18 protein-coding genes and 1 pseudogene are annotated in these 24,315 nt (G+C 71.9%); 13 read left to right on the top strand and 6 right to left on the bottom strand.

Annotated features, from left to right (window positions below; all coding sequences use genetic code 11):
- Positions 1-13: 13 nt before the first annotated feature.
- From ACH4TL_RS20360 to ACH4TL_RS20330, 7 genes and pseudogenes are all read left to right on the top strand, one after another.
- Complete coding sequence (locus ACH4TL_RS20360) at positions 14-1,192, top strand: serine hydrolase domain-containing protein (RefSeq protein ID WP_398315975.1); 1,179 nt, start codon at positions 14-16, stop codon at positions 1,190-1,192.
- A gap of 308 nt (positions 1,193-1,500) precedes the next feature.
- Positions 1,501-1,893: pseudogene (locus ACH4TL_RS20355) on the top strand (sigma-70 family RNA polymerase sigma factor); the annotation flags it as partial.
- 134 nt (positions 1,894-2,027) lie between these two features.
- Positions 2,028-4,865 (top strand): beta-L-arabinofuranosidase domain-containing protein, encoded by a 2,838-nt coding sequence (locus ACH4TL_RS20350; protein ID WP_398315973.1) that lies wholly within the window; start codon positions 2,028-2,030, stop codon positions 4,863-4,865.
- Between the two features lie 147 nt (positions 4,866-5,012).
- Positions 5,013-8,231 (top strand): NACHT domain-containing protein, encoded by a 3,219-nt coding sequence (locus ACH4TL_RS20345; RefSeq protein WP_398315971.1) that lies wholly within the window; start codon positions 5,013-5,015, stop codon positions 8,229-8,231.
- A gap of 227 nt (positions 8,232-8,458) precedes the next feature.
- The gene (locus tag ACH4TL_RS20340) at positions 8,459-10,570 is read left to right on the top strand and encodes an ATP-binding protein (RefSeq protein ID WP_398315969.1); all 2,112 of its coding nucleotides are present in this window, start codon (positions 8,459-8,461) and stop codon (positions 10,568-10,570) included.
- Between the two features lie 18 nt (positions 10,571-10,588).
- Positions 10,589-12,172, top strand: a complete 1,584-nt coding sequence (locus ACH4TL_RS20335; RefSeq protein WP_398315967.1) for an ABC transporter substrate-binding protein — start codon at positions 10,589-10,591, stop codon at positions 12,170-12,172.
- A gap of 27 nt (positions 12,173-12,199) precedes the next feature.
- Positions 12,200-12,733: a methyltransferase domain-containing protein gene (locus ACH4TL_RS20330; RefSeq protein WP_398315965.1), complete on the top strand. Its 534-nt coding sequence runs from the start codon at positions 12,200-12,202 to the stop codon at positions 12,731-12,733.
- 50 nt (positions 12,734-12,783) lie between these two features.
- On the opposite strand, the gene ACH4TL_RS20325 is transcribed toward ACH4TL_RS20330, so the two are convergent.
- Together ACH4TL_RS20325 and ACH4TL_RS20320 are read right to left on the bottom strand one after the other, a co-directional pair.
- A complete protein-coding gene (locus ACH4TL_RS20325; protein ID WP_398315963.1) occupies positions 12,784-12,918 on the bottom strand; it encodes a hypothetical protein in 135 nt (44 codons plus the stop codon).
- A 40-nt stretch (positions 12,919-12,958) separates the two neighbouring features.
- On the bottom strand, positions 12,959-13,369 hold the full coding sequence (locus ACH4TL_RS20320; protein WP_398315961.1) for a Fur family transcriptional regulator: 411 nt from the start codon (positions 13,367-13,369) through the stop codon (positions 12,959-12,961).
- Between the two features lie 245 nt (positions 13,370-13,614).
- On the opposite strand from ACH4TL_RS20320, the gene katG reads away from it, so the two are divergent.
- Complete coding sequence (gene katG, locus ACH4TL_RS20315) at positions 13,615-15,837, top strand: catalase/peroxidase HPI (RefSeq protein ID WP_398315959.1); 2,223 nt, start codon at positions 13,615-13,617, stop codon at positions 15,835-15,837.
- Between the two features lie 76 nt (positions 15,838-15,913).
- Here the strand turns inward: katG and ACH4TL_RS20310 are convergent, their stop codons facing one another.
- Positions 15,914-16,930 carry a LacI family DNA-binding transcriptional regulator gene (locus ACH4TL_RS20310; protein ID WP_398315957.1) on the bottom strand — a complete coding sequence of 339 codons (1,017 nt, stop codon included), beginning with the start codon at positions 16,928-16,930 and terminating at the stop codon, positions 15,914-15,916.
- Between the two features lie 113 nt (positions 16,931-17,043).
- On the opposite strand from ACH4TL_RS20310, the gene ACH4TL_RS20305 reads away from it, so the two are divergent.
- The 5 genes from ACH4TL_RS20305 (at position 17,044) to ACH4TL_RS20285 (ending at position 21,748) form a co-directional block, all read left to right on the top strand.
- On the top strand, positions 17,044-18,243 hold the full coding sequence (locus ACH4TL_RS20305) for a phytanoyl-CoA dioxygenase family protein (RefSeq protein ID WP_398315955.1): 1,200 nt from the start codon (positions 17,044-17,046) through the stop codon (positions 18,241-18,243).
- 18 nt (positions 18,244-18,261) lie between these two features.
- On the top strand, positions 18,262-19,023 hold the full coding sequence (locus ACH4TL_RS20300; RefSeq protein ID WP_398315953.1) for an SDR family oxidoreductase: 762 nt from the start codon (positions 18,262-18,264) through the stop codon (positions 19,021-19,023).
- 71 nt (positions 19,024-19,094) lie between these two features.
- Positions 19,095-20,099, top strand: coding sequence for an enoyl-CoA hydratase/isomerase family protein (locus ACH4TL_RS20295; protein ID WP_398315951.1), 1,005 nt, complete (start codon positions 19,095-19,097; stop codon positions 20,097-20,099).
- Between the two features lie 47 nt (positions 20,100-20,146).
- Positions 20,147-20,923 carry an SDR family NAD(P)-dependent oxidoreductase gene (locus tag ACH4TL_RS20290; protein ID WP_398315949.1) on the top strand — a complete coding sequence of 259 codons (777 nt, stop codon included), beginning with the start codon at positions 20,147-20,149 and terminating at the stop codon, positions 20,921-20,923.
- A gap of 24 nt (positions 20,924-20,947) precedes the next feature.
- The gene (locus tag ACH4TL_RS20285; protein WP_398315947.1) at positions 20,948-21,748 is read left to right on the top strand and encodes an inositol monophosphatase family protein; all 801 of its coding nucleotides are present in this window, start codon (positions 20,948-20,950) and stop codon (positions 21,746-21,748) included.
- Here ACH4TL_RS20285 and ACH4TL_RS20280 read toward each other — a convergent pair.
- The 3 genes from ACH4TL_RS20280 to ACH4TL_RS20270 form a co-directional block, all read right to left on the bottom strand.
- Positions 21,745-22,734, bottom strand: a complete 990-nt coding sequence (locus ACH4TL_RS20280; protein ID WP_398315945.1) for an alpha/beta fold hydrolase — start codon at positions 22,732-22,734, stop codon at positions 21,745-21,747. The two genes, ACH4TL_RS20285 and ACH4TL_RS20280, sit on opposite strands and share 4 nt — an antisense overlap.
- A gap of 46 nt (positions 22,735-22,780) precedes the next feature.
- On the bottom strand, positions 22,781-23,746 hold the full coding sequence (locus tag ACH4TL_RS20275) for an SDR family NAD(P)-dependent oxidoreductase (RefSeq protein ID WP_398315943.1): 966 nt from the start codon (positions 23,744-23,746) through the stop codon (positions 22,781-22,783).
- Between the two features lie 145 nt (positions 23,747-23,891).
- Positions 23,892-24,299, bottom strand: coding sequence for a RidA family protein (locus ACH4TL_RS20270; protein ID WP_398315941.1), 408 nt, complete (start codon positions 24,297-24,299; stop codon positions 23,892-23,894).
- Positions 24,300-24,315 lie beyond the last annotated feature (16 nt).

Here is a 24,315-nt window from a genome sequence, read left to right as displayed (position 1 = left end):
TTGGGAGTGGACCATGACGCAGCAGTCCGTGCCGTCCGTGCCGCGCATCGAAGGTCACTGCGACCCACGGTTCGCCGCCGTGCGGGAGGCGTTCGAGGCCAACTTCGCCGAGCGGGAGGAGTTGGGCGCGGCGGTGGCCGTGCAGGTGGGTGGGCGGACCGTGGTGGATTTGTGGGGTGGTTGGGCGGATGGCAGGCGGGAACGGGGGTGGGAGCGGGACACCCTGGTGAACGTGTGGTCCACCACCAAGGGCGTGACCGCGCTGTGCGCGCATGTGCTCGCGGACCGGGGGCTGCTGGACTTCGACGCGCCGGTGGCCTCGTACTGGCCGGAGTTCGCGGCAGCGGGCAAGGACACCCTGCCGGTGCGCCATCTACTCTCCCATCGCGCGGGGCTGGCCGGGCTGCGGGAGAAGCACACCGTGGCCGATCTGTGCGACTGGGAGAAGACCTGCGCGCGACTGGCCGCCACCGAGCCGTGGTGGGAGCCGGGAACGCGGTCCGGGTACCACGCCATGACGTACGGCCACTTGGTCGGCGAGGTGATACGGCGCATCACCGGTGTCCTGCCGGGCGAGTTCCTGCGCCGGGAGATCACCGGGCCGCTGGGTATCGACTTCAGCATCGGGCTGCCGGAGAAGGAGGCCGGGCGGGCGGCGCAGCTGGTGCATCCGCCCGCCGCCGCGTCCAGTGAACAGGCCGCCGTCTTCGCGCAGTTGGAGCCCGTCGCCATCGCCGCCCTGGCCAATCCGCTCGTCGGGGCCGCCGAGGCCAATACGCCGCAGTGGCGGGCCGCCGAGATCCCGGCCGCCAACGGCCATGGGACGGCCCGTGCGATCGCCGCCCTCTACGGCGTCTACGCACGGCGCGGCCTGGCCGGGGATCGCCGGGTGCTCTCGCCCGAGGCCGTCGAGCGCGCGCGTGAGGGGCAGGGGGCGGGCCGGGACCTGATCCTGGGGCATGGCTTCACGCATGACACCGAGGCCGGGCTCGGGGTGTGGCTGAGCGGGCCCAACGGCTCGTACGGCCCCAACCACCGTGCCTTCGGCCACGACGGCTTCGGCGGCTCCTGCGGCCACGCCGACCCGGAGGCCGAGATCAGCCTCGGCTACGCCATGAACCGCATGGGTCCGCACATCGCCGACGATCCCCGTAAAAAGGCCCTGATCGACGCGGTGTACACGGCGCTGTGACTTAAGAAAAAACTGTTATCGGCAGTGGTGTGGCTCCGTCTCCTGGGTGTCCCCTGTCACCCCGTTCAGGAGTTGAGCCACATGCCGCACGACAACACGCACCGCCTCAGCCGCAGAGGTCTGTTCACCCTCGGCGGTGGCCTCGTGGCGGCCGGGGCGCTGGGCGGCGGGGTCGCCGCGCTCGCCGGGGGCAGCGCCTCGGCCGCCCCGGCGGACTTCACGCATCCCGGCGCGCTGCACAACGCCGGGGATCTGCACCGCGCCGCGGTGCGGGTGGCGGCGGGCGACGACCCATGGCTGGCGGGCCGGCCTCGGGCGGCGGGCGGCGGCTGGACGACGTACAGCCGGGCGCGACGGACGGTACGACCTGGATGGGCGGCCCCGCCACCGGCACCACCGTGCTGCCCGCCGGAACCCAGCAGATGTGGCAGAACGAGTACTTCTGGCTGGACGGCAGCGTCACCCTCCATCAGAACGAACGCGGCGCGGACTACAACCTCTTCGCCCAGCCCTCCAGTTGGGTCCAGGTCACCGAGGACGTGGCCGCGCCGCCCGACGCGGGCGCGGGCATCGTCCGCTACGGGCTGGTCCGCGACACCGGCGAGGAGTCGGCACCGGTGCCGCAGTATCTGACGCGCGCGCGGCCCGCCGGCCCCGCGACCGTACGGCAGCGGTCCCGGGTCACTCCCCCGCCTCACTGAGGCCTGCGCGCACTCTCGTCCCAGCTCTTGACGCGCCATGACCGGCGTTCTACTTTCTGGTCGCTTTCCCGAACGACGTTTGACATATCGAACATTGCTCCTGCCTGCCCGCCGCCCCAGAAACGAGGCCATCCATGGCATCCGCACCCGCCAGACGAGCCGTCCTCCGCGCCGCAGCCCTCGTCGCGGCGGCCCCGGCGCTGACCTCGCTCGCCACCGGCCGGGCAACCGCCGCCTCAGGAGCCGCGGCCGCTTCAGGACCCGCGGCCGCCCCGACGGCCCCGGCCGCCTGGACACTTCAGCCGTTCGGCCTCAAGGACGTGGCGCTCCGGAACAGCGTCTTCACCGCCAAGCGCCAGCTGATGCTGGACTACGGCCGCGGCTACGACGTGGACCGGCTGCTCCAGGTGTTCCGGGCGAACGCGGGCCTCTCCACCCGTGGCGCGGTCGCTCCCGGCGGCTGGGAGGGGCTGGACGGCGAGGCAGGCGGAAACCTCCGCGGACACTTCACCGGCCACTTCCTCACCATGCTCTCCCAGGCCCACTCCGGCACCGGCGACACGGTGTACGCGGACAAGATCCGCCACATGGTCGGCGCCCTGGACGAGGTCCGCGAGGCGCTGCGGCGCGATCCGGCGGTGCTCAGCGTGCCGGGCAGGTTCGGCACCGCCGCGGAGAACGTCCGGGGGTCCTACCAGTACATCGACCTGCCGGACACCGTGCTCGGCGACGCCCCGGCCCTCACCCTCGCCGCCTGGGTGAAGCCCACCCACGACGCCGGATGGACCCGCGTCCTCGACTTCGGCGACGACACCACCCGCTATCTCTATCTGACCGCCCGCAACGGACAAGGCAATCCCCGCTTCGCCGTCACCACCTCGGGGGCCGGTGGCGAACAGGGCCTCGACGGCACGGCGCCACTTCCCCTGAACACCTGGAGCCATGTGGCGGTGACCATCGCGGACGGCACCGGAACCCTCTACGTGGACGGCGCGGCCGTCGCGAAGAACACCGCGATGACCCTCACCCCGGCCGCCCTGGGCACCCTGCGCGACCACTGGCTCGGCCGGTCCCACTACGCCGCCGATCCGGTGTTCGCCGGCGCCTTCGACGAGGTGCACATCTGGTCGCGGGCCCTGACCGCGGCCGAGGTCGCCGAGCTTCAGGACCACCCGGCCGCCGAGTCGTCCGCCGGTTCGGGGGACCTGGCCGCGTACACCTTCCAGGAGACCACCGGCGGCACCTTCGCCGACTCCTCGGGCCACGACCGCCACGCCACCCTGCGCCGCACCTGGGGAGGGCCGAGCCACCCCGGGTTCCTCGCGGCGTACCCGGAGACGCAGTTCATCACCCTGGAGTCGATGAAGAGCGGCGACTACACGGTGGTGTGGGCGCCGTACTACACCGCGCACAAGATCCTGCGCGGGCTGCTCGACGCCCATCTCAGCACGGGCGACGCACGGGCCCTGGACCTCGCGGAGGGCATGTGCGACTGGATGTACTCCCGGCTGTCCAAGCTGCCCGCGAGCACGCTCCAGCGGATGTGGGGCATCTTCTCCAGCGGTGAGTTCGGCGGCATCGTCGAGGCGATCTGCGATCTGTACGCGATCAGCGGCAAGGCCCAGCACCTCGCGCTGGCCCGGCTGTTCGACCTCGACAAGCTCATCGACGCCTGCGCCGCCGGGAACGACACCCTGGACGGGCTGCACGCCAACCAGCACATCCCGATCTTCACCGGTCTGGTGCGGCTCTACGACGAGACGAAGGAGGAGCGCTACCTCGCCGCGGCGAAGAACTTCTGGGACATGGTCGTCCCGACCCGGATGTACGGGATCGGCGGCACCAGCAACCGGGAGTTCTGGGGTGCCCGCGGCGCCATCGCCAAGACCCTGAGCGACACCACCGCCGAGACCTGCTGCGCGTACAACATGCTCAAGCTGAGCAGGATGCTGTTCTTCCACGAGCAGGACCCGGCGTACATGGACTACTACGAGCGCGCCCTGTACAACCAGGTCCTCGGCTCCAAGCAGGACACGGCCGACGCGGAGAAGCCGCTCGTCACGTACTTCATCGGCCTGGTGCCGGGCCATGTGCGCGACTACACCCCCAAGGCGGGCACCACCTGCTGCGAGGGCACCGGCATGGAGAGCGCCACCAAGTACCAGGACTCGGTGTACTTCCGGAAGGCCGACGGCACCGCGCTGTACGTCAATCTGTACAGCCCGTCCACGCTCACCTGGGCCGAGAAGGGCATCACCGTCACCCAGTCCACCGGCTATCCGCGGGAGCAGAGTTCCACGCTCACCATCCGGGGCCGCACCGCCGCCTTCTCCTTGCGGCTGCGGGTGCCCGCATGGACGACGGACGGCTTCCGGGTGACGGTCAACGGCAGGACGGTGAAGGGCAACTGGTCCCCCGGCAGCTATGCCTCGGTGTCCCGCACCTGGCACGACGGGGACACCGTCCGGGTCCACATCCCGTTCCGGCTGCGGGTGGAGAAGGCGCTCGACGACCCGGGCGTCCAGACGCTGTTCCACGGTCCGGTCAACCTGGTGGCGCGCGACCCGCGCACGTCCTTCCTCAACGTCGGTCTCTACCGCAACGCCGCCCTCTCCGGCGATCTGCTGCCCACGCTCACCCCCGTACCGGGCAAGCCGCTCCACTACACCCTCGACGGCGTCGAGTTCGCGCCGTTCTCCGAGGGCACCGAGAACCCGACGCACGCCTACTTCCGCCGGTCCGAGCCGACGGTGGCCTTCGGCACCACCGACTCCGGCATCGCCAACCCCGCCCGGGACGACGGCACCACCCTCCTCGACGCGATCTGGGCCGCCGCCCCCTACCGGAACAAGAGCGCGCTGATCAAGCACGTACGGTCCACCGTGGACGCCTGGGTGGCCGACGGGCTGCTGGGAGCGACGGACGGCCGCGGCGTGGTGGCCGCGGCGCGGAAGGCCCACTACGTATCCTGAACGAACAAGGGTGCGACGGCGTTTGGCGCAAGCCGGGCGCCGCGCGCCCTGCCTCAAGACGGCCGTCCACGGCTATGGTGAGCGGGGTCCGAGGGGTACGGGCCCCCGGCGGGGGAAGCGCGCCTGCGCTGGTGAGAGGGGGCTGCTGTGGACGGCGGCACGGTGGGCCTGAAGATCGCGTCGGCAGTGGTCGTGCCACTGGTCAAACGACTGCTGGTGCCGCCCGCGAGCGCGCCCCCGGCCGAGTACGGCGAGCGCCCGATCCCGATCCGCAGGCTGGTGTCGTTCGCCAGGGAGCACCGCACCCTGACCGAGGACGATCTGCACAAGCTGGCCCGGGAGCTGGTCCGCCGCGCCGTGCGGGCCGCGGGTCCCCACGATCCGCCGATCGGCCCCGACGAGCACGACTCCGTGGGGCAGGCGCTGACCCGCACCCTGCACGCGCTCGGCGATCTCGACATGGACGACGTCCACGCCTTCGCGCTCGGCCCCGAGCGGCTGGCCGCCGAGCTGTCCCGGAGCGCGGGCCCCGACACCCGCAGGCTCCTCAGCGACGACGCCGCCCGCTTCCACGACCGGCTCCTGGAGACGGCGTGCGTGCACCTCATGCGCTTCTTCAGCCAGCGGCCCGGTTTCGCGGCCCGAGCCCAGATCGAGCAGAGCCGCGAGATCCGGGAGCAGAGCGAGAAATTGGACAGGATCCTGCGGCGGCTGCCCGACATCAGCCGCCAGGACCAGGAGTTCGAGGAGGAGTACGGGCGCTACGTCGTCGAGTGCCACGGCAGGCTCACGATCTACGGCGTCGATCTGCGCGAACCGGACGGCCAGGACTGGCCGCTGGAGACCGCGTATCTGAGTCTGGAGGCCAGGCCGTACCGCGAGGGAACGGATCCGGTCCCGGTCGGGAACGGCGAGCCGGGCGCCGACCGGGAGGCGGAGGCCGAGCGGGGCGCGGGCCCGGCCGAGACGGTCTTCGCCCGCCATGAGCGGGTGCTGCTGCGCGGGGTCGCCGGGACCGGCAAGACGACCGTGGTGCAGTGGCTGGCGCTGGCCGCGGCGCAGCAGGAGCAGGTGCCGGGCGGTCTTTCGCAGCTGTTCGGGCGCGTCCCCTTCGTCCTGCCGCTGCGCACCCTGGCGCGCAGGAACGCCGAGCTGCCCATGCCCGAGGACTTCCTCCGCTGGATCGGCTGTCCACTGGTGGGTACCGAACCGGAGGGATGGGCGGCACGGGTCTTGCAGCACGGGCGGGGCGTACTCCTGATCGACGGGGCCGACGAGATCCCGAAGGAGGACCGGACCCGCACTCGAGCCTGGCTCAAGAAGCTGCTGGCCGTCTTCCCCGGCAATCTGTGGCTGCTCACCTCCCGCCCGGCGGCCCTGGAGCGGGGCTGGCTGACGCGCGAGGGCTTCCAGGAGTTCGCGCTCGCCGCGATGCGGCCCGCCGACATGAAGCAGTTCATCCGGCGCTGGCACGCGGCGGCCGGGGCGTCGGAGGAGCTGGGCGAGTCGCTGACGCTGTCGCTGCGCAGCAGCCCCGAGCTGAGCCGGCTGGCGACCAACCCGCTGATGTGCGGCCTGATCTGCGCCCTGCACCGGGAGCGCCGCGGGTTCCTCCCCCAGGGCCGCGCCTCCCTGTACGAGGCGGCGCTGTCGATGCTCCTGGAGCGGCGCGATCTGGAGCGCGAGGTGTACGGGCGCAGCCGCCCGGTGCTGGACCAGAAGTCGGCGACGGAACCGCTCCAGAAGCTGGCGTACTGGCTGATCCGCAACGAGCGCACCCAGCTGGACCGTCCGGACGCGGTGGACGTGGTGCGGCGGCTCCAGCCCTCGGTGCCCCGGCTGGCGGAGATCGGCACGCCGGAGGAAGCTTTGCAGCATCTGCTGGAACGTTCCGGTCTGTTGCGGGAACCCGCCACGGGTGCGGTGAACTTCATTCACCGGACTTTTCAGGATTTCCTGGGCGCCAGGGCCGTACTGGAAGAGCGCGACATGGGCATGCTGGTGAACAACGCGCACTTGGACCAGTGGGAGGACGTGGTTCAGATGGCCGTCGCACAGGCCCGTCACCAGGAGCGCGCCGACCTGCTGACCCGCCTTCGCGAGCGGGGCGACCGGGAGCAGGACGCCGCGGTGCGGGCGCGTCTGCGGCTTCTGGCGCTGGCCTCCCTCGAACAGGCCACCCGCCTGGAGCCGACGGTGCGCGAGGCGATCGAGGACCGGGCCGCGCGGCTGCTCCCCCCGCGCAGTCTGCGGGAGGCCAGGTCGCTCGCGCAGACGGGACCGCTGCTGCTCGGCCTGCTGCCCGCGGCGAAGGATCTGGAGGGCGACGAGGAGCTGGCCACCGTCCACGCGATATGCCAGATCGGCGGGGACGCCGCCATCCCCCGGCTCCGGGAGTTCCTGCGCACCGGCCAGGCGGCGGTGCGCGCGCAGCTCCTCGCGCACTGGGACCGGTTCGACACGACGGCGTATGCCGAGGAGATCGTACGCCCGCTCCTGGAGGCCGCCCCCGAGGAGATCGTCACGGTCCGCTCGCACGCCGAGCTGGACGCGCTGCGCACCATGTCCGGATATCAGCGCGTCGGGCTGCACGGCGACTTCAGCCCCGACGAGATCCGCGCCACGCTCGACCCGCGGCGGCTGCGCGAGCTGCGCCTGCGCAACACCCTCCAGCTGGAGGACCTCGGGCTGCTCACCGCCTACCCCGAGCTGGAGACGCTGGCCCTCCAGGGCTGCCGCAACGTCAAGGACCCGGCGCCGCTGACCCGGCTGCCGCGGCTGCGGAGGCTGGAGCTGCGGGACCTCCCCCAGTTCGAGACGCTGCTGAAGCTGGCCGGCTGCCCGCGCCTGGAGGGCCTGCTCGTCGGCCCTGAGGTGCCCTGGCGCGGGCTGTCCGACCTGCCGCGCGCCGCCGAGCTGCGGCTGCTGGCGCTGCCGTCGTCGGCGGCCCAGCTCGCGGGCATCGTGGCGTGCCGGGGGCTGGAGGAGCTGCGGCTCCAGGACGCGAGCGAGCGGCTGACGCCGGACGAGTGGGGCTCCCTCGTCGCCGAGTTGCCGCACCTGCGCAAGCTGACGCTCTCCCCGCAGCAGCTGAGCATGCTGCTGTTCGCCCCTCGCACCGAGATTCCCCAGGTCACCCATCTGGACGTGTGGGCCAGGGCGGGGGCCGCGGTGCCGCTGCGGCGGATCGCCCGGCGCCTTCCGGGCCTTGAGGAGATCCATCTGTCGCAGGTCGCGGAGCTGGATCTCGCCTCCCTCGCCGGGCTGCGGCAGCTGCGCCGGGTACGGCTCGTCTACCCCGGCGAGATCCGCGGGGCGGACTCGCTACCCGACAGTGTCGAACTGGATGTCTACCCGCGCCCCTGAACATCCGACGCCGCCCCGCATCCGTGTTCGACGCCAGGCCCCCGCTGGTCACTACCCGGTACCGATCCCGCGTTCACCTGGTGTGACGCTTCCGCGACGGGTAAATTCTCTGTTTACAGGCGTAGTTGGTACGGATGTCAGCGGCTGATGTCTCGGGGGAGCGGTGCCGCCCGCCTCCTGAGTCGTTGCCGTCGGCAGCTCGAGCGACGGAGGCGGGACGCAACCAGATGCGCGTATCGGAAGGGTCACCGCTCTACGGCCGGGACCCTCTGCTGCGCTCGCTCGTTCCCCGGCTCACGGGCCTGACCCTCGACGAACGGTCCCGTACGCCCCGGGAACACCAGGGCGATCTGCCCGTGGTGCTGGTCACCGGATACCACGGCATCGGGCGCAGCGCCGTCCTCGGGGAGCTGGCCGCGCGCTACCGGGAGCGGCTGCCGCTCGCCCATGTCCGGGTCGTCGCCACCGAAACCGCGGGCTTCCCGGCCGCCGTCGCCTTCCCGGCTGCCCCGGCCGACGGCGGGACTCCCCTCGCCTCCACCCTGGTCGAGATCCTGGCGGAGCTGGTGTGCGGGCTCGCACCCGGGCTGCGCCGCCGCTTCCCCGTCCTGGCGCCGGGCCTGTTCGCCGTCTCCGGCTGGCACCGGGGGAACGCCGAGCAGCGGGACGCGGCGTGTCTCCGGTTCGCCCGGCTGCTGCTCGCCTGCCGCCTCAGCATCGGGGACGAGAACACGCTGCGGCAGGCGTGGGCCACTGCCGTCGAAGGCCGCCTGGAGGTCACGGACACGGAGGCCACCGGCACGGACGGCGCCCTCGACACGGCCGTGGACCCGGAGTCGGACCGGGACGCGGTCACGGCCGCCGTGGTCGCCGAGTACACCGACCGGTACCACCCCGACGCGGCCCAGGAGTGGTACCGGCGGCGCTTTCCCCGGGGCGCGGAGGGCCAGGATCCGCTGGTGCTGCTCGGGCAGTGGTTCCACCAGGGCGGCGACTACCGCCACGCGGCGGAGCAGAGCCTGATGGCGGCCTTCCTGCACGATGTGGCCGCCTCCTACGGCAGGCTCCAGCGGTGGAACCGGGAGCCGTGGCCACTCATCCTGCTCGACGACGCACACCACGCGCCCGGGCAGGACTTCCTCGATCTGCTCCTCGAACACCGGGCCATGCCCGAGAGACCCGATCACGAGGAGCTGGTCGTCGTGGCCACCCGGCTCGGCGGTCTGCCGGAGGACGCCACCGCCGCGGTCCGCCGCAACCTCCCCGACCTGGTGAAGTCCTCCGGCTGGGAGCGCAAGGGCCTCAGCCCCTCCGCCGGGCTGCTCGCCGTCCCGCTCACCCCGCTGAGCCGGGACGACATCCTGCCCCTCCTGGTACCGGACCGGCCCGCCCGGCCGCTCCACCCCTATCTGGCCTCCGCCGTGCACTCCCTCACCGGCGGCCATCCCGCGGTGACCACCGTGCTGTGCGCGGCGGTGCTGGACGCCACCGCGCGGGGGCGCACCGTAGGCCCGCGGGACCTGCTCCAGCTGCACGCCGAGGACGGGCGCCCGGTCACCGAAGCGCTCCTGGAGCGGCTGCTGCCGGACCGGCGCCAGCGCGACCGGCTGACGCTCCTCTCGCTCGCCCGCGACAGCACCGCGGCCGAGGCGCTGGCCGACCATCTGCGTCTCCAGGGCCCCGACCAGCTGCCCGCCAACTCCGCCACCGACTACCTCGAAGAGCAGCAGTGGCAGCGGCTCACCCCACCGGACGAGCCGCTGGTCACCGATCCCCTGCTGCGCACCCTGCTGGTGCACGAGGCGCGCCGCACCTCGCGGGCGGGCGACGACGGCCGCGGCTGGCAGGACATCCACCGCTTTCTGCGGATGCACCACGCGCAGCGCGGCGAGAGCGGCGAGCCGGACGCCCTGCGGCACACCCTCGCCTCCGGGAACGCCGAGGCGGTGGTGGCCATGCTGGCGGAGGAGTTCCAGTCGGAGCAGGACGAACACGCCGCCGCGCACTGGCTGCGGTGCCTCCAGTACGCCGCCACCGCGCCGACCCCGCCCGCCGGGGAGTGGACCGACGACCGCATGCAGGTCGCCCTCGGCGTGCACGACAGCCGCCATGCGGGGCTGCACGAGATCGAACGCTGCGTCAACCGGCTGCTGCACGCCCTGTGGCATGTGTCCGAACCGCACGCCGAACCGGACCCCGACATGTGCAAGGCCGTCGGCGAAGAGCTGGCCTATCTCTCACCGCGGCACCCGTCCTGGCACGCCGTCCTGGGCCAGGCCGCCCGCAGCTGGCCCGCGGCCGCGCGGAAGAAGCGCCCCTTGCCCATCACCGGTAGTTGAGTGAGTCAGTGAGGAAACATGCTGCTGCGCCTGTTCCGTCGTCATCCCCGCGAGTGGGGGCCGGTCGAATGGCTGGCCGTCTGCGGACTCGGCGCACTGGCCGCCGCCGCGATCACCGTCATCATCGGCATGGCCCGGGGCCCCGGCAGATGCGGTGACGACCTGCGCGACATCGACGGGGACTGCGTAGGTGTCACCGCGAACGCCTTCGAGGCGGACCCGGGCATCAAGAGCCTCGTCCAGGCGGTGGCCGACGAGAACGCCCGGGTGCGGCGGGACGCGGAGTCCCCGTCGAGCGGACCTGAGATCCCGTACGTGCGCATCGCGCTGATGATGCCCTTCACCGCGGACGACCACAGTGCCATGACCACGGACATGATCCGCCGCGGCCTCGCCGGTGCCCTCGCCGCGCAGCGGCAGGCCAACCGCTACGGCGGCCCGCACTACCAGCTGCTGCTCGCCCCCGACGGCCGCAACCTCGACCAGTGGGAGCCCGTCGTCAGCCGCCTCGCCGAGCTGTCCAAGGACACCCGCGCGCCCCTGGTCGGCGTGACCGGCATCCCCAGCAGCACGCCGGAGACGCGCAGGGCGATAGCCGCGCTGAGCAAGCACAGCATCCCGACGGTCGGCCCCGTCATCACGGCGGCCAACATGAACTCCCCGTACTTCTTCAAGACCTCGGCCAACAACGACCAGTTCGCCCGCGCCCTGGCGCAGTACCTGGCCGAGAAGCCGGGGAAGCACCGGGGCTTCCTGGTCTGGGACAACCGCACCGAGGACGTCTACTCGCAGAACCTGCGCGCCGTCTTCGACAAACACTTCGGCAAGGCGTACGGCCTCTCCCGCCACAACTCCAACTTCACCGGCACCTCCGGAACCGACAAGGGCATCCCCCAGCGGTTCACCGACGCCGTGCAGAAGATCTGCAACGAGAAGTCCGACACCGTCTTCTTCGCCGGACGCGACCAGGACCTGCCCGCGTTCATCGAGCGCCTGGCCCAGGAGGGCGACTGCGGGCGCACCACGAAGCTGCGCATCCTCAAGGTGGGCATCGGCCTGGAACCCACCCTCACCGCCCCCGCGCCCACCCAGCGGCTGGACGACGCCCGCGCCACCATAGTGGACGCGTCCTGCGTCGACCCCGCCTGGTGGAACGGCGAGAACAAGCCCAAGAAGGCACTCGGCCAGTTCCTCGGCTACTTCCACGAGCTGCCGGACCAGCACCGGCTCGGCGCCAAGCCCCTCGACGACGGCTACGCCGTCATGTACCACGACGCCTTCACCCTCCTCGCCAACGCCGTGGACCGCACCTACACCGAGATCAACGAGGGCGGCTCCCAGGTCCCGAAGTCCCCGCGCATCCCCATGAAGGAGGACATCTACAACACCCTCAACCTGACCAGCATCTCCGGAGACTCCTGTACGTCCTGCCTGATCGGCGCGGGAGGCACCTACGGCTTCGAAGGCCCGGGCAAGAACGACCAGTGGGCCGTCTGCAAGCCGGTCCCGGTCGTCGAATACCCACCCCGCCCCACCCCCCAGCCCGCCTCCAGCACGTACCGCACCTACCGCAGCGGCCCGGACAGCGCCTGCCCGTCCTGACGGAATCAGCTTCGGTAATCTCGAGCCATGTCCGAGACATCGGTGACGCACTTCTACGACGAACTGACCGATGACTACCACCTGATCTACGCAGACTGGGACGTGAGCGTCCACCGGCAGGGGCAAGTCCTGGACTCCCTGACCGGCCAGGAGCACGCGGCGGTGCTCGACTGCTCCTGCGGCATCGGAACGCAGGCCATCGGCCTGGCGCAGCACGGGCACCGCGCCACCGGCACCGACCTCAGCCGTCGCGCCCTCGCCCGCGCCGCCGGTGAAGCCGCCGCAAGTCCACCGGGTCGCCGACCGCTCCGACACCGGGGAACGAACGGTCACCTTCCAGCTCTGGCACTGGCACGACGACGGCGAGCACTACGACATGGAGCACTTCCAGCTCCTCCCGGCAGGCGGAGAATGGCGAGTCCGGGTCCGCCGAACCACTTACTGGGCCCTCGGCCGGGCCCGGCTGGCCGACCTTGCGTCCGAGGCCGGGTTCGTGGACCCCACATGGCGGCTGCCGCAGGAGACAGGCTTCTTCCGCCGCTGCTGGTGGCCCGCGGGTGATCAGGCGGGGGCTTCGTGGCCGCCGGCGATCGCCTCACGCAGCCGCTTCGTCAGACGTGGGCCTCGTCCTCGTACAGCGTCGCGTGCCGGTAGTCCGGGTCCCCGGCCAGATACGCGCACACGAAACACGGGCCGTTCCTGGCCCGTTCCGTGTACGCGTCGAGGTCCATCGCCTGCCGTTCCACCCGCGCATCCCCCCCTTCGGGGCGTCCCTCGCGTGCGCGATCAGGCGCAGGACGGGCACAGGCCGCGGTAGGTGACCTGGGCCTCGGAGACCGTGAAGCCGAACCGTTCCTCCGTGGGCAGGGCGGCCAGGGGGTCACCGGTGGGGTGGACGTCGCGGATGGTGCCGCAGCTGGAGCACACCAGGTGCTGATGGGGCTGGTGCGCGTTGGGGTCGTAGCGCTTGGCGCGGCCGTCGGTGGAGACCTCCGTGACCTCACGGAGGGTGACCAGCTCGCCCAGGGTGTTGTAGACGGTCGCCCGGGAGATCTCGGGCAGCCGCTCCGCCGCGCGGGCGTGCACCTCGTCGGCGGTGAGGTGTACATGGTCACCGTCGAGGACCTCCGCGACGACACGCCGCTGGGAAGTCATCCGCCAGCCACGCCCTCGCAGCCGCCGCAGCAGGTCACTCATACAGGCTCACCTATTCACGTTCCGTGGGACACCCCGATGCTGCCCAGGGGCGTCCGGGACTCTGATGGGATCTGGGTTTGGCGTGCTTATTGACTTAGATTGTGTCCATCGTAGGATCGGTTCCGGCGATAGCCAAGGGACAGGCAGACTCCAATTCGGCAGAGACGGAGACGCGGGGCCCGCCCCGACTGTTCCACCGCCCGCAGTTCCTGGGGCACCTGATCCGCCCGTCCGGAAGGATTCCCATGTCTGAGAACCATGAAGCAATCGTCGTAGACGACAAGACGGAGGGCGAGGGCGCAGGTGGCTGCCCGGTGGCGCACGAGCGCGCCCCGCATCCGACGCAGGGCGGCGGAAACCGCCAGTGGTGGCCCGAGCGGCTCAATCTGAAGATCCTTGCCAAGAACCCCGCGGTGGCCGACCCCCTGGGCGAGGACTTCGACTACGCCGAGGCGTTCAACGGCCTCGACCTCGCGGCCGTGAAGCAGGACATCGCCGAGGTGCTGACCACCTCGCAGGACTGGTGGCCGGCCGACTTCGGCCACTACGGCCCGTTCATGATCCGGATGGCCTGGCACAGCGCGGGCACCTACCGGATCAGCGACGGCCGCGGCGGTGGCGGCACCGGCCAGCAGCGCTTCGCGCCGCTGAACAGCTGGCCGGACAACGGGAACCTGGACAAGGCCCGCCGTCTGCTGTGGCCGGTCAAGAAGAAGTACGGCCAGAGCCTCTCCTGGGCCGACCTCATGATCCTCACCGGCAACGTCGCGCTGGAGCAGATGGGCTTCGAGACCTTCGGCTTCGGCGGCGGCCGCAAGGACGTCTGGGAGCCCGAGGACGACGTGTACTGGGGCCCCGAGACCACCTGGCTCGACGACCAGCGCTACTCCGGTGACCGGGAGCTGGAGAACCCGCTCGGCGCGGTGCAGATGGGCCTGATCTACGTCAACCCGGAGGGCCCCAACGGCAACCCGGACCCGATCGCCGCGGCCCGCGACATCCGTGAGACGTTCCGCCGGATGGCGATGAACGACGAGGAGACGGTCGCCCTGATCGCGGGCGGTCACACCTTCGGCAAGACCCATGGCGCGGGCCCGGCGGACGCCGTCGGCGCCGACCCCGAGGCCGCCACCATGGAGGAGCAGGGCCTGGGCTGGAAGAGCACCTACCGCACCGGCAAGGGCGGGGACGCGATCACCTCCGGCCTGGAGGTCACCTGGACCACCACGCCCACCCAGTGGAGCAACGGGTTCTTCAAGAACCTCTTCGAGTACGAGTACGAGCTCACCCAGAGCCCGGCCGGCGCCAACCAGTGGGTGGCCAAGGACGCCCCGGAGATCGTCCCGGACGCGCACGACTCGTCGAAGAAGCACCGTCCGCAGATGCTCACCACCGACCTGGCGCTGCGCTTCGACCCGATCTACGAGCCGATCTCGCGCCGCTTCTACGAGAACCCCCAGGAGTTCGCGGACGCGTTCGCCCGGGCCTGGTACAAGCTGACCCACCGCGACATGGGCCCGAAGTCGCTCTTCCTCGGCCCGGAGGTCCCGGAGGAGACCCTGCTGTGGCAGGACCCGCTGCCGGAGGCCGAGGGCGAGGTCATCGGCGCCGATGACGTCGCGGCCCTCAAGGCCAAGCTCCTCGACTCGGGCCTGACCGTCTCGCAGCTCGTCGGCACGGCGTGGGCGTCCGCCTCGACGTACCGCGGCAGCGACAAGCGCGGCGGTGCCAACGGCGCGCGCATCCGCCTGGAGCCGCAGCGCGGGTGGGAGGTCAACAACCCCGACGAGCTCGCGACGGTGCTGAGCACCCTGGAGAGCATCCAGCGGGAGTTCAACGCCGGTGGCAAGAAGGTGTCCCTGGCCGACCTGATCGTGCTGGGCGGCTCCGCGGCCGTGGAGAAGGCGGCCAAGGACGCGGGCCACGCCGTCGAGGTGCCGTTCGCCCCGGGCCGGGTCGACGCGACCGACGAGCACACCGACGCCGAGTCGTTCGCCGCGCTGGAGCCGACCTCGGACGGGTTCCGCAACTACGTCGGCAAGGGCAACCGGCTCCCGGCCGAGTACCTGCTGATCGACCGGGCGAACCTGCTCACCCTGAGCGCCCCGGAGCTGACGGTCCTCGTCGGTGGCCTGCGCGTGCTGGGCGCCAACCACGCCCAGTCCTCGCACGGCGTCCTCACCGACAAGCCGGGCACGCTGACCAACGACTTCTTCGTCAACCTGCTCGACCTGGGCACGGAGTGGAAGTCGACGTCCGAGGCCCAGGACACGTTCGAGGGCCGCGACCGGGCCACGGGCGCGGTCAAGTGGACGGGCACCCGCGCCGACCTCGTCTTCGGGTCGAACTCCGAGCTGCGCGCGCTCGCGGAGGTCTACGCGAGCGATGACGCCAAGGAGAAGTTCGTGAAGGACTTCGTCGAGGCGTGGACCAAGGTGATGAACCTGGACCGGATCGACCTCGTCTGATCCTCTCCTCAGCAGTGGCGTCCAGGCCGGCCCGCACGGGTCGGCCTGGACGTTTCTCACGGCATGTCGGCACCTCTCATGGCATGTTGTAGGGCGTGACCACCTGGATCGCCGAGGGCAGGGCGGGCCCGTCGTCGGGCAGGGCCTTGTGGGCGCGCATGACGGTCTGGCACGCGCGGCGCATGTCCTGGCGCAGATCGTGGTGGAGGACGGCGGAGAGGCGGCGTTCGCGCAGGAGCCGGGTGTTGTCGTGGTCCAGGTCGTGGGCGATGAACACCGCGCACTCGCGTCCGAGGGTGTCGAAGGCGTCGAGGGTGGCGGCGTTGCCGCCGCCGATGGAGTAGACGCCGATGATGTCCTGATCGCGCTCCAGCGCCGCAAGGACGAGGTCGCGCTGCGTGGCGTCGAGGCCGTCGCTGTCGGTGACCTCCACCAGGGACCGCCCGGGGCGGGCGTTCCGCATCGCACCGCGGAAGCCCATCTCGCGCTCCTCCTCGCCCCGGAAGGAGCCCCGGCTGATGGTGACGAGCACATGGCCGGGACGGCCGCCGAGCCACTGCCCGACCAGATAGGCGGCGGTGGCCCCGGCGGCGCGGTTGTCGATGCCGACATACGCCCTGCGCGCGCTGCCGGGCAGGTCGGTCACCAGGGTGACGACGGGGATGCCCGCGGCGGCCAGCCTGCCGACGGCGGCCCCGACCTCGGGCAGGTCCGGGGCCTTGAGGAGCACACCCTGGGAACCGCGCTTGGCGATCTTGTCCAGGGTGGCGATCAGTTCCGAGGCGGGGCCGGTCTCCCGGAAGTGGAAGCGGGAGCGCACCACGGCGGGGTGGAGGGACGGCAGCTCGGCTTCGAGCGCGTCGCGTACGGCGGTGGAGAACCGGTCCGGCGCCTGCATCACGATATCGATCATGAAGGTGCGTCCCCCGATACGGACCTGGGTCCGCTGCCGGTCCAGGTCCTTGACCGCCTGGTGCACCTCCATGACGGTGCTCTCCCGCACGCCGCCCCGGTCGTTGAGGACCCGGTCGACTGTGGCCTCGCTGAGCCCGGCCTGCCGGGCGATCTCCTTGATCGTGAAGGGGTGCGGCATGACTCGTTTCCCGGGATGTCGATGATGGGTTTTTGATGGGCTGCTGCGGATTGATTGATGGGAGGGGGTTCATAAGACTGGCAGAAACGCAGGCACGGCGAAAGGACTTAAGGATGTCCCCCACCGACGCGGCCACCGCCCCCGCCGACGCGGCCACTCGGACGTGGCTGACCGAGGACGACTGCGACCTCGGCGCGTTCCGCGCGCTGGTCGAGCAGGGCACCGAGCCGCGGCACCACCCCTCGGCCGAGTGCGTCGAGCAGGGTGTCCCGCTGTACGACAGCGACCGGCTCCGCGGCCTCGCGGCCACCGGGGACGGGCGCCGGGCCATCCTGGACGAGTTGGTGCGGGCCCTGCTGGACGGGCCCGGCGTGGTGGTGCTGCGGCGCGCCTACCCGGACCCCGCCGTCGTGGACCGCGCGTCCGGCGCGTTCAACGACCTGATCGAGGAGGAGCGCGCGCAGGGCGGCGCCCGCGGCGACCACTTCGCCAAGCCGGGCGCCAACGACCGGGTGTGGAGCGCGCTGGACAAGATGGCCGTGCGCGCCCCGGAGGCGTTCGCCGACTACTACGCCAACGACATGCTGGCGCTGGTGTCCGAGGCGTGGCTCGGCCCCGCGTACCAGGTCACCTCGCAGGTCAACGTGGTCAACCCGGGCGGCGCAGCGCAGCGTGTGCACCGCGACTACCACCTGGGCTTCCTCCCCCAGGAGCGGGCGGCCGCTTACCCGGCGCACGTCCACCGGCTGTCGCCCGTCCTCACCCTTCAGGGCGCGGTGGCGCACTGCGACATGCCGGTCGAGTCGGGGCCGACGCTGTACCTGCCGCATTCGCAGAAGTACGAGCCCGGCTATCTGGCCTGGCGGCTGCCGGAGTTCATCGACTACTTCGAGAGCCACCACGTCCAGCTCCCGCTGGAGAAGGGCGACGCGGTGTTCTTCAACCCCGCGCTGTTCCACGCCGCCGGGCACAACCGCTCGGCCGACATCAAGCGCATGGCCAATCTGCTCCAGATCTCCTCCGCCTTCGGACGCGCGATGGAGAGCGTGGACCGCCGGGCGATGGCGAACGCGGTCTTCCCGGTGCTGCTGCGCCGCAAGGCCGAGGGCATGTCCGAGGAGTGGCTGCACCGGGTGGTCGCCGCCACGGCCGAGGGCTACGCCTTCCCCACCAACCTGGACCTCGATCCCCCGGTCGACGGGCTCGCGCCGCCCTCCCAGGCGGACACCCTCCGGCGGGCCGTGGCCGAGGGCTGGGACCCGGAGCGGCTGGATCAGGAACTGCACGCGGGCGCGCTGCGCCGCCAGAGCTGAAGGAAGGCACAGCACCTCATGGGACTCCTCGACGACAAGGTCGTCCTTGTCAACGGCGGCAGCCAGGGCGTGGGCGCGGGGATCGTGCGGGCGGCCGTGCGCGAGGGCGCGGCCGTGGTCCTCACCGGCCGCCGGGCCGAGGTCGGCGAGAAGGTGGCCACGGATACCGGCGCCCGCTTCGTCGCTGCGGACCTGGCGGACCCGGAGCAGGCGCGCGCGAGCGTCGTACGGACCGTGGAGGCGTACGGGCGCGTCGACTGCCTGGTCAACGCGGCCGGGTTGACCTCGCGCGGCTCGCTGCTGGACACCACGCCCGAGTTGTTCGACGCGCATGTGGCGATCAACCTGCGGGCGCCGTTCTTCGCGATGCAGGCCGCGGTGGCCGACATGACGGCCCGCGAGGCGGCGGGCACCATCGTCAACATCGGCTCCAACTGCGCGCACGGCGGCCCGCCCCATCTGGCGCCGTACTCCGCCGCGAAGGCGGGTCTCGCGGGGCTGACCCGCAACGCGGCCTACGCCCACCGCTGGGACCGCGTCCGCGTCAACACCCTCAACATCGGCTGGACGGACACCGAGGGCGAGGACGCGACACAGCGCGCCTTCCACGGCGCGGGCGACGACTGGCGGGAGAAGGCCGCCGCGGCACAGCCGATGGGAAAGCTGGGCCAGGCCGACGAGATCGCGGACTTCGTGGTCTTCCTGCTCTCCGACCGCAGCGGTGTGGTCACGGGGTCGGTCATCGACTGGGATCAGAACGTCATCGGCGGATTCGAGTGAACTGCCCACCCCTGACGCCGACCCCGGGGGTCGGCGTCAGGGGTGGTGACCGCCGTGGCATCGTGAGGCCCATGGCAACCGTCGAAACCTCGGTGCGCGAGGGAGTGGCCCATCTGGTCCTCGACCGCGCGTCCGCGCTCAACGCACTCGACACCGACACCGTGCTGGCCATGCGCAGCGCACTGGACCGGTGGCGCGGCGATCCCGGTGTCCGCGCGGTCGTCGTCCGCAGCGGCACCCCACGGGCGTTCTGCGCGGGCGGCGACATCCGGGCGATCCGGGAGGCGGCGCTGCGTGGCGACGTCGCCGCCACGGCGCGCTTCTTCCGCGAGGAGTACGCCCTGAACCAGGAGATCGCCGAGTACCCCAAGCCGTACATCGCCCTCATCGACGGGGTCGCCATGGGCGGCGGCCTCGGCATCTCGGTGCACGGCGCGGTGCGCGTGGCCACCGAGCGGTCGGTGTTCGCGATGCCGGAAACCCTCATCGGTTTCTTTCCCGATGTCGGCGCCTCTTCCTTCCTGCCCCCGCTCGGCGGTGCGCTCGGCCGCTACCTCGCGCTGACCGGCGCGCGGCTGAGCGGGGCCGACGCGGTCAAGGCCGGGCTGGCGACCCACTTCGTGTCCTCCGCCGAGCTGCCCGAGTTCATCGCCGCGCTGGACACGGCCGAACCGGCCGACGCGCTCGCCAAGTACGCCCGTACCGCGCCACCGTCCGATCTGGACGACACCGGCGACCGCATCGCCGCGGCGTTCGCGCCCGGCACCCTGTCCGATGTGGTCGGCCACCTCCGGGCGGACGGTTCGGCGTGGGCACGGACGGCGCTCGACTCGCTCGCGGCCGCGTCACCGCTGAGCCTCCGGCTGACCGACGAGATGCTGCGGCTGGGCGAACGCGACACCCTCGCCGGATGCCTCCGGCGGGACCTGGTGGTGGCGTCCCGGCTGGTCCGTGAGCCCGACTTCGCCGAGGGGGTCCGCGCGAAGCTGGTGGACAAGACCGGGGACGCACGCTGGTCGTTCGACGCGGTCGAGGCCGTTCCCGAGGAGCGGATCACCGAACTGCTCGGCGGCTAGCGCCATGACACGCTGAGCACCTACCACCGTAGAGGGAGTGATGTGCCGTGCCGGGTCCTCAGGGCAGGGGCGTACTGGTCACCGGGGCGTCCCGGGGCATCGGACGGGCGGTCGCGCGGGCGTTCGCGGAGCGGGGCGACCGGGTGGCCGTGCACTACGGGGCGCGGGCGGCGGACGCCGAGGAGACCCTTGCGGCGCTGCCGGGTGAGGGGCATGTGGTCCTCGGTGGCGACCTCGGTGATCCGGCCGTGGCGCAGCGGATCGCGGACACCGCCGAGGAGGCGCTGGGCGGGGTCGATGTGCTGGTCAACAACGCCGCCGTGGCCACGTCGAAGGACAACGCGCACCGAGTGGCCGAGGTGTCGTACGAGGAGTGGCAGCGGGTCTGGCAGCAGATGGTGGAGGTGAATCTGCTCGGCGCGGCGAACCTGAGCTACTGCGTGGCGCGGCACCTCATCGACCGCGGTGCGCCCGGCCGGATCGTGCACATCGGCTCGCGCGGGGCGTTCCGTGGCGAGCCGGACCATCCTGCCTACGGGGCGAGCAAGGCGGCGCTGCACGCGCTCGGCCAGTCGCTGGCGGTGGCGCTGGCGCCGCATGGGATCGCGGTCACCTCGGTGGCGCCGGGGTTCACCGCCACCGAGCGGGTGGCGGGGCGGCTGACCGGGGAGTCGGGGGACGCGCTGCGGGGGCAGAGTCCGTTCGGCAGGGTCGGCACGCCGGAGGAAGTGGCGGCCGCGGTGGTGTATCTGGCGTCGGCGGAGGCCACGTGGGCGTCGGGGACGGTCCTGGACCTCAACGGGGCGTCGCATCTGCGGCTGTGAGCTGTGAAGGGAAGCGGGTGCACGATGGACGAGGGCGAGCTGCGCCGGGCCGTGGAGGTGGCCGGTGAACTCGCGCGGTGGGCGGCGGAGGCCATGCGCCGTCCCCGTACCGGCGAGGTGCGCACCAAGGCGAACGCGGCCGATCTGGTCACCGACACCGACGAGCTGATCGAGCGCCACGTCCGCTCCGTGCTGCTGCGCGCGTTCCCCGGCCACCGGGTGGAGGGCGAGGAGTACGGGGTGCGCGAGGGCGCGGCGGGGGCGCCGAGCTGGGTGGTCGACCCGGTCGACGGCACGACCAACTACGCGCACGGGGTGGGCTGGAGTTCGTTCTCCCTCGGGCTGTCCGACGCGTCCGGGCCGCTGCTGGGCCTGGTGGCGGATCCCTGGCGGGGCGAGGTCTTCACGGCGGTACGGGGCGAGGGCGCCCGCCTGGACGGGGAGCCGATCCGGGTCACCGGAGCCATGGGGGTGCGGGGGCAGGTGGTGATGACGGAGTGGGCCGCCCACGCCCCGTGGCGCGGCATGGACCGGGTGCTCGCTGAGTTGTCCGGCCGGCTGTGCACCGTACGGATCATGGGTTCGACGGCGCTGTCGCTGGCCCAGGTGGCGGCGGGCCGGGCCGCCGCGGGCGCGATCGGCAGGTTCCAGGCGGTGGACGGCGTGCCCGCGCTGCTGATCTGCCGGGAGGCGGGCGCGCTCGCGTTCGACGACACCGGGCCGACCGCGGGCACGCCCTCGGGCGGGCTGCTGGTCGCGGCGCCCGGGGCGGCGGACGAGATGCACGGGATCTGGCGCGCCGCCCGGGCGGATGACGGCCGCTAGCGGCCACCGTCCAGATGGGCGAGGAAGTCCCGCAGGGCGGCGTTGACTTCGTCGGGCCGCTCCTGCTGGGTCCAGTGGCCGCAGCCGTGCAGGGTCACCTCGTCGTGCAGCCGGGGCACGATCCGGCGCAGCGAGGCGCGCAGGGTGTCCACGCCGCGGAACGAGGTGACCAGGTCGCGGTCGCCCACCATGTACAGCGCGGGCACCTCGATGCCACGGCCCCGGAAGGCGGCCAGCAGCTCCTGGTTGCGTTCGATGTTGCGGTACCAGTTGAGGGGGCCGGTGAAGGCCCGGGTGCCGTGTTCGGCGTAGTCCCGGGCGAACACCTCGATGTCCGCTTCGGTCAGCCACCCGGGCAGCTGCTCCGGTTCGGGCACGGTGTCCAGCAGGGCCTTGCCCTCGGGGACGACCCAGGGCCGGGGCCGCTCGTTCTTCGGGTTGTCCCCGGAGCCGCTGTACAGGATGCGGCGCAGGGACGAGGCGATATCCTCCCCCAACTCGGCGTCGGCGACGCCCGGTTGCTGGAAGTAGTTCTGGTAGAAGCCCTCGCCGTAGTACCTCCGGGTGGCCGACGGCGGGGCCATTCCGGCGGGCAGCGCCGGCGGAACGCTCAGCCCGGCCACGGCCCGTACGACGTCGGGGCGCAGCATCGCCGTGGTCCAGGCGACCGGCGCGCCCCAGTCGTGCCCGACGACCACCGCCTGCTCCTCGCCGAGCGCGCGGATCAGCCCGATCACATCACCGGCCAGATGGAGCAGGGTGTAGGAGGCGATGTCCTCGGGCTGCTCACTGCGGGCGTAGCCGCGCTGGTCGGGAGCGACGACGCGGTATCCGGCCTCGGCCAGCGGCCCGAACTGGTGGCGCCAGGAGTACCAGCTCTCCGGAAACCCGTGCAGCAGCAGGACCAGCGGCCCCTCCCCCTGCTCCGCGATGTGCAGACGGACTCCGTTCACCTCGACGACGTCATGCTTGACCGGGCTGTGCACTGTGTTTCCTCTTCCGCGTGGGGCGCTCTACTGCTCAGTAACGATGCTATATGCAGGTGTCCGCCGGGCCGTTGAAGAGGGGGTCGACGCCGGTCAGGGTGCGGCTGATGTCCCACAGCCGCGCGGCGACGGCGGTGTCCGAGAGGTTGGTCCACACCGGTTCGGGCCGGGGTCTGCCGCGGAGGCCGAAGACGCGCGGTCCCCACAGCTGCCCGCCGCGTACGGCGGGGTCGAGCACCGCTCGCACCGCGGGCCACGCACCGGCGTGTTTGCCCTGGAGGACCACCCCCGCGGGGGCCGTGCCCAACCGGGTGGCGGTGGTGCGCAGGTGTACGGGCGGCCGGGCGGGGGTGAGGGAGTCGAGGGCCCCGCCGGGGTGCACCACCACGCTTGCCACCGGGCTCCCGGCGGCGCGCAGGCGGCGGTCGAGTTCGAGGCCGAAGTGCATCTGTGCCAGCTTGGACCGGCCGTAGGTGCGCTTGGCCCGATAGTCCTGCCGGGACTGCGGGTCGTCCAGGTCGAGCCGTTCGGTCTTCGCCGCGAAGCTGCCCATGGTCACGACGCGGCCCGCCGGTGCGGCCGACAGCAGCGGCATCAGCCAGCGGGTCAGCGCGAAGTGCCCGAGGTGGTTCGTGCCGAACATCAGCTCGTGGCCGTCCACGGTCGTACGGCGCGGCGGGTCGTCGAGGGCGACCCCGGCGTTGTGGACCACCGCGTCGAGGTGCGCCGACTCCAGCGCGTCCACCGCGGTTTCGAGCGATCCGAGGTCGGCGACGTCCAGCCGCAGGACGCGCAGCCGCGCGCCGGGGACACGCTCGCGGATGGCGGCCATCGCCGCTTCGGCCCTCACCGGACTGCGGCTGCCCAGCACGACGGTGGCCCCGGTCGCTGACAGCTGCTCAGCGATGAAGTACCCGATCCCCGCGTTGCCGCCGGTGACCAGGAAGACCCGGTCATCGGCGCGCGGCAGCCGGTGGACATCCCAGGGCGGGGTGGACGGCACGGACGGCATGGTGGCAAGCTCCCTTGCGGCAGAAGGCCCGTACGGCCCGGCGGCCGTACGGGTGGAACGCCCGGAGTGGGCGCCCTGCCGTCGAAGATCCCAGCGGCCACCGACACATCGGCGACGAACCGGCGGCGGATCGCCGACAGCCCGCTCAGTCGAGGACCGCGGTGGCTTCGATCTCGACCAGGTGGTCGGGTACGTCCAGTGCCACGACACCCAGCAACGAGGCCGGTGGGACGGGGGTGACCCCGAGCTTCGCGGCCGCCCGGGACATCCCCTCCAGGAGGGTGGGCATCTTGTCGGGGGTCCAGTCGACGACGTAGACGGTCAGTTTCGCCACGTTGTCGAAGGAACCGCCGGCCGCGGCGAGGGCAGTGGCGACGTTGACGTAGCACTGCTCGACCTGCGCGGCGAGGTCACCCTCGCCGACCGTCTTCCCCTCGGCGTCCCAGGCGACCTGCCCGGCGATGAAGACCAGCTTCGACCCGGATGCGATCGACACCTGCCGGTAGACGTCGATGACGGGCAATCCGGTGGGGTTCACCAGGGTGATGGGCATGCTGCCGACTCTCCTT

The sequence above is a fragment of the Streptomyces sp. NPDC021115 genome, assembly GCF_044333065.1.
GTDB lineage: Bacteria > Actinomycetota > Actinomycetes > Streptomycetales > Streptomycetaceae > Streptomyces.
The sequence above is the reverse complement of the archived record's forward strand: the minus strand, read 5'-3'. Positions and strand labels throughout refer to the sequence as shown.

Bases quoted from the DNA above. Each gene is read 5' to 3' on its own strand.
- ACH4TL_RS20360 (WP_398315975.1), top strand. From the start codon at position 14: ATGACGCAGCAGTCCGTGCCGTCCGTGCCGCGCATCGAAGGTCACTGC.
- ACH4TL_RS20350 (WP_398315973.1), top strand. From the start codon at position 2,028: ATGGCATCCGCACCCGCCAGACGAGCCGTCCTCCGCGCCGCAGCCCTC.
- ACH4TL_RS20340 (WP_398315969.1), top strand. From the start codon at position 8,459: ATGCGCGTATCGGAAGGGTCACCGCTCTACGGCCGGGACCCTCTGCTG.
- ACH4TL_RS20335 (WP_398315967.1), top strand. From the start codon at position 10,589: ATGCTGCTGCGCCTGTTCCGTCGTCATCCCCGCGAGTGGGGGCCGGTC.
- ACH4TL_RS20330 (WP_398315965.1), top strand. From the start codon at position 12,200: ATGTCCGAGACATCGGTGACGCACTTCTACGACGAACTGACCGATGAC.
- ACH4TL_RS20320 (WP_398315961.1), bottom strand. From the start codon at position 13,369: ATGAGTGACCTGCTGCGGCGGCTGCGAGGGCGTGGCTGGCGGATGACT.
- katG (WP_398315959.1), top strand. From the start codon at position 13,615: ATGTCTGAGAACCATGAAGCAATCGTCGTAGACGACAAGACGGAGGGC.
- ACH4TL_RS20310 (WP_398315957.1), bottom strand. From the start codon at position 16,930: ATGCCGCACCCCTTCACGATCAAGGAGATCGCCCGGCAGGCCGGGCTC.
- ACH4TL_RS20305 (WP_398315955.1), top strand. From the start codon at position 17,044: ATGTCCCCCACCGACGCGGCCACCGCCCCCGCCGACGCGGCCACTCGG.
- ACH4TL_RS20300 (WP_398315953.1), top strand. From the start codon at position 18,262: ATGGGACTCCTCGACGACAAGGTCGTCCTTGTCAACGGCGGCAGCCAG.
- ACH4TL_RS20295 (WP_398315951.1), top strand. From the start codon at position 19,095: ATGGCAACCGTCGAAACCTCGGTGCGCGAGGGAGTGGCCCATCTGGTC.
- ACH4TL_RS20285 (WP_398315947.1), top strand. From the start codon at position 20,948: ATGGACGAGGGCGAGCTGCGCCGGGCCGTGGAGGTGGCCGGTGAACTC.
- ACH4TL_RS20275 (WP_398315943.1), bottom strand. From the start codon at position 23,746: ATGCCGTCCGTGCCGTCCACCCCGCCCTGGGATGTCCACCGGCTGCCG.
- ACH4TL_RS20270 (WP_398315941.1), bottom strand. From the start codon at position 24,299: ATGCCCATCACCCTGGTGAACCCCACCGGATTGCCCGTCATCGACGTC.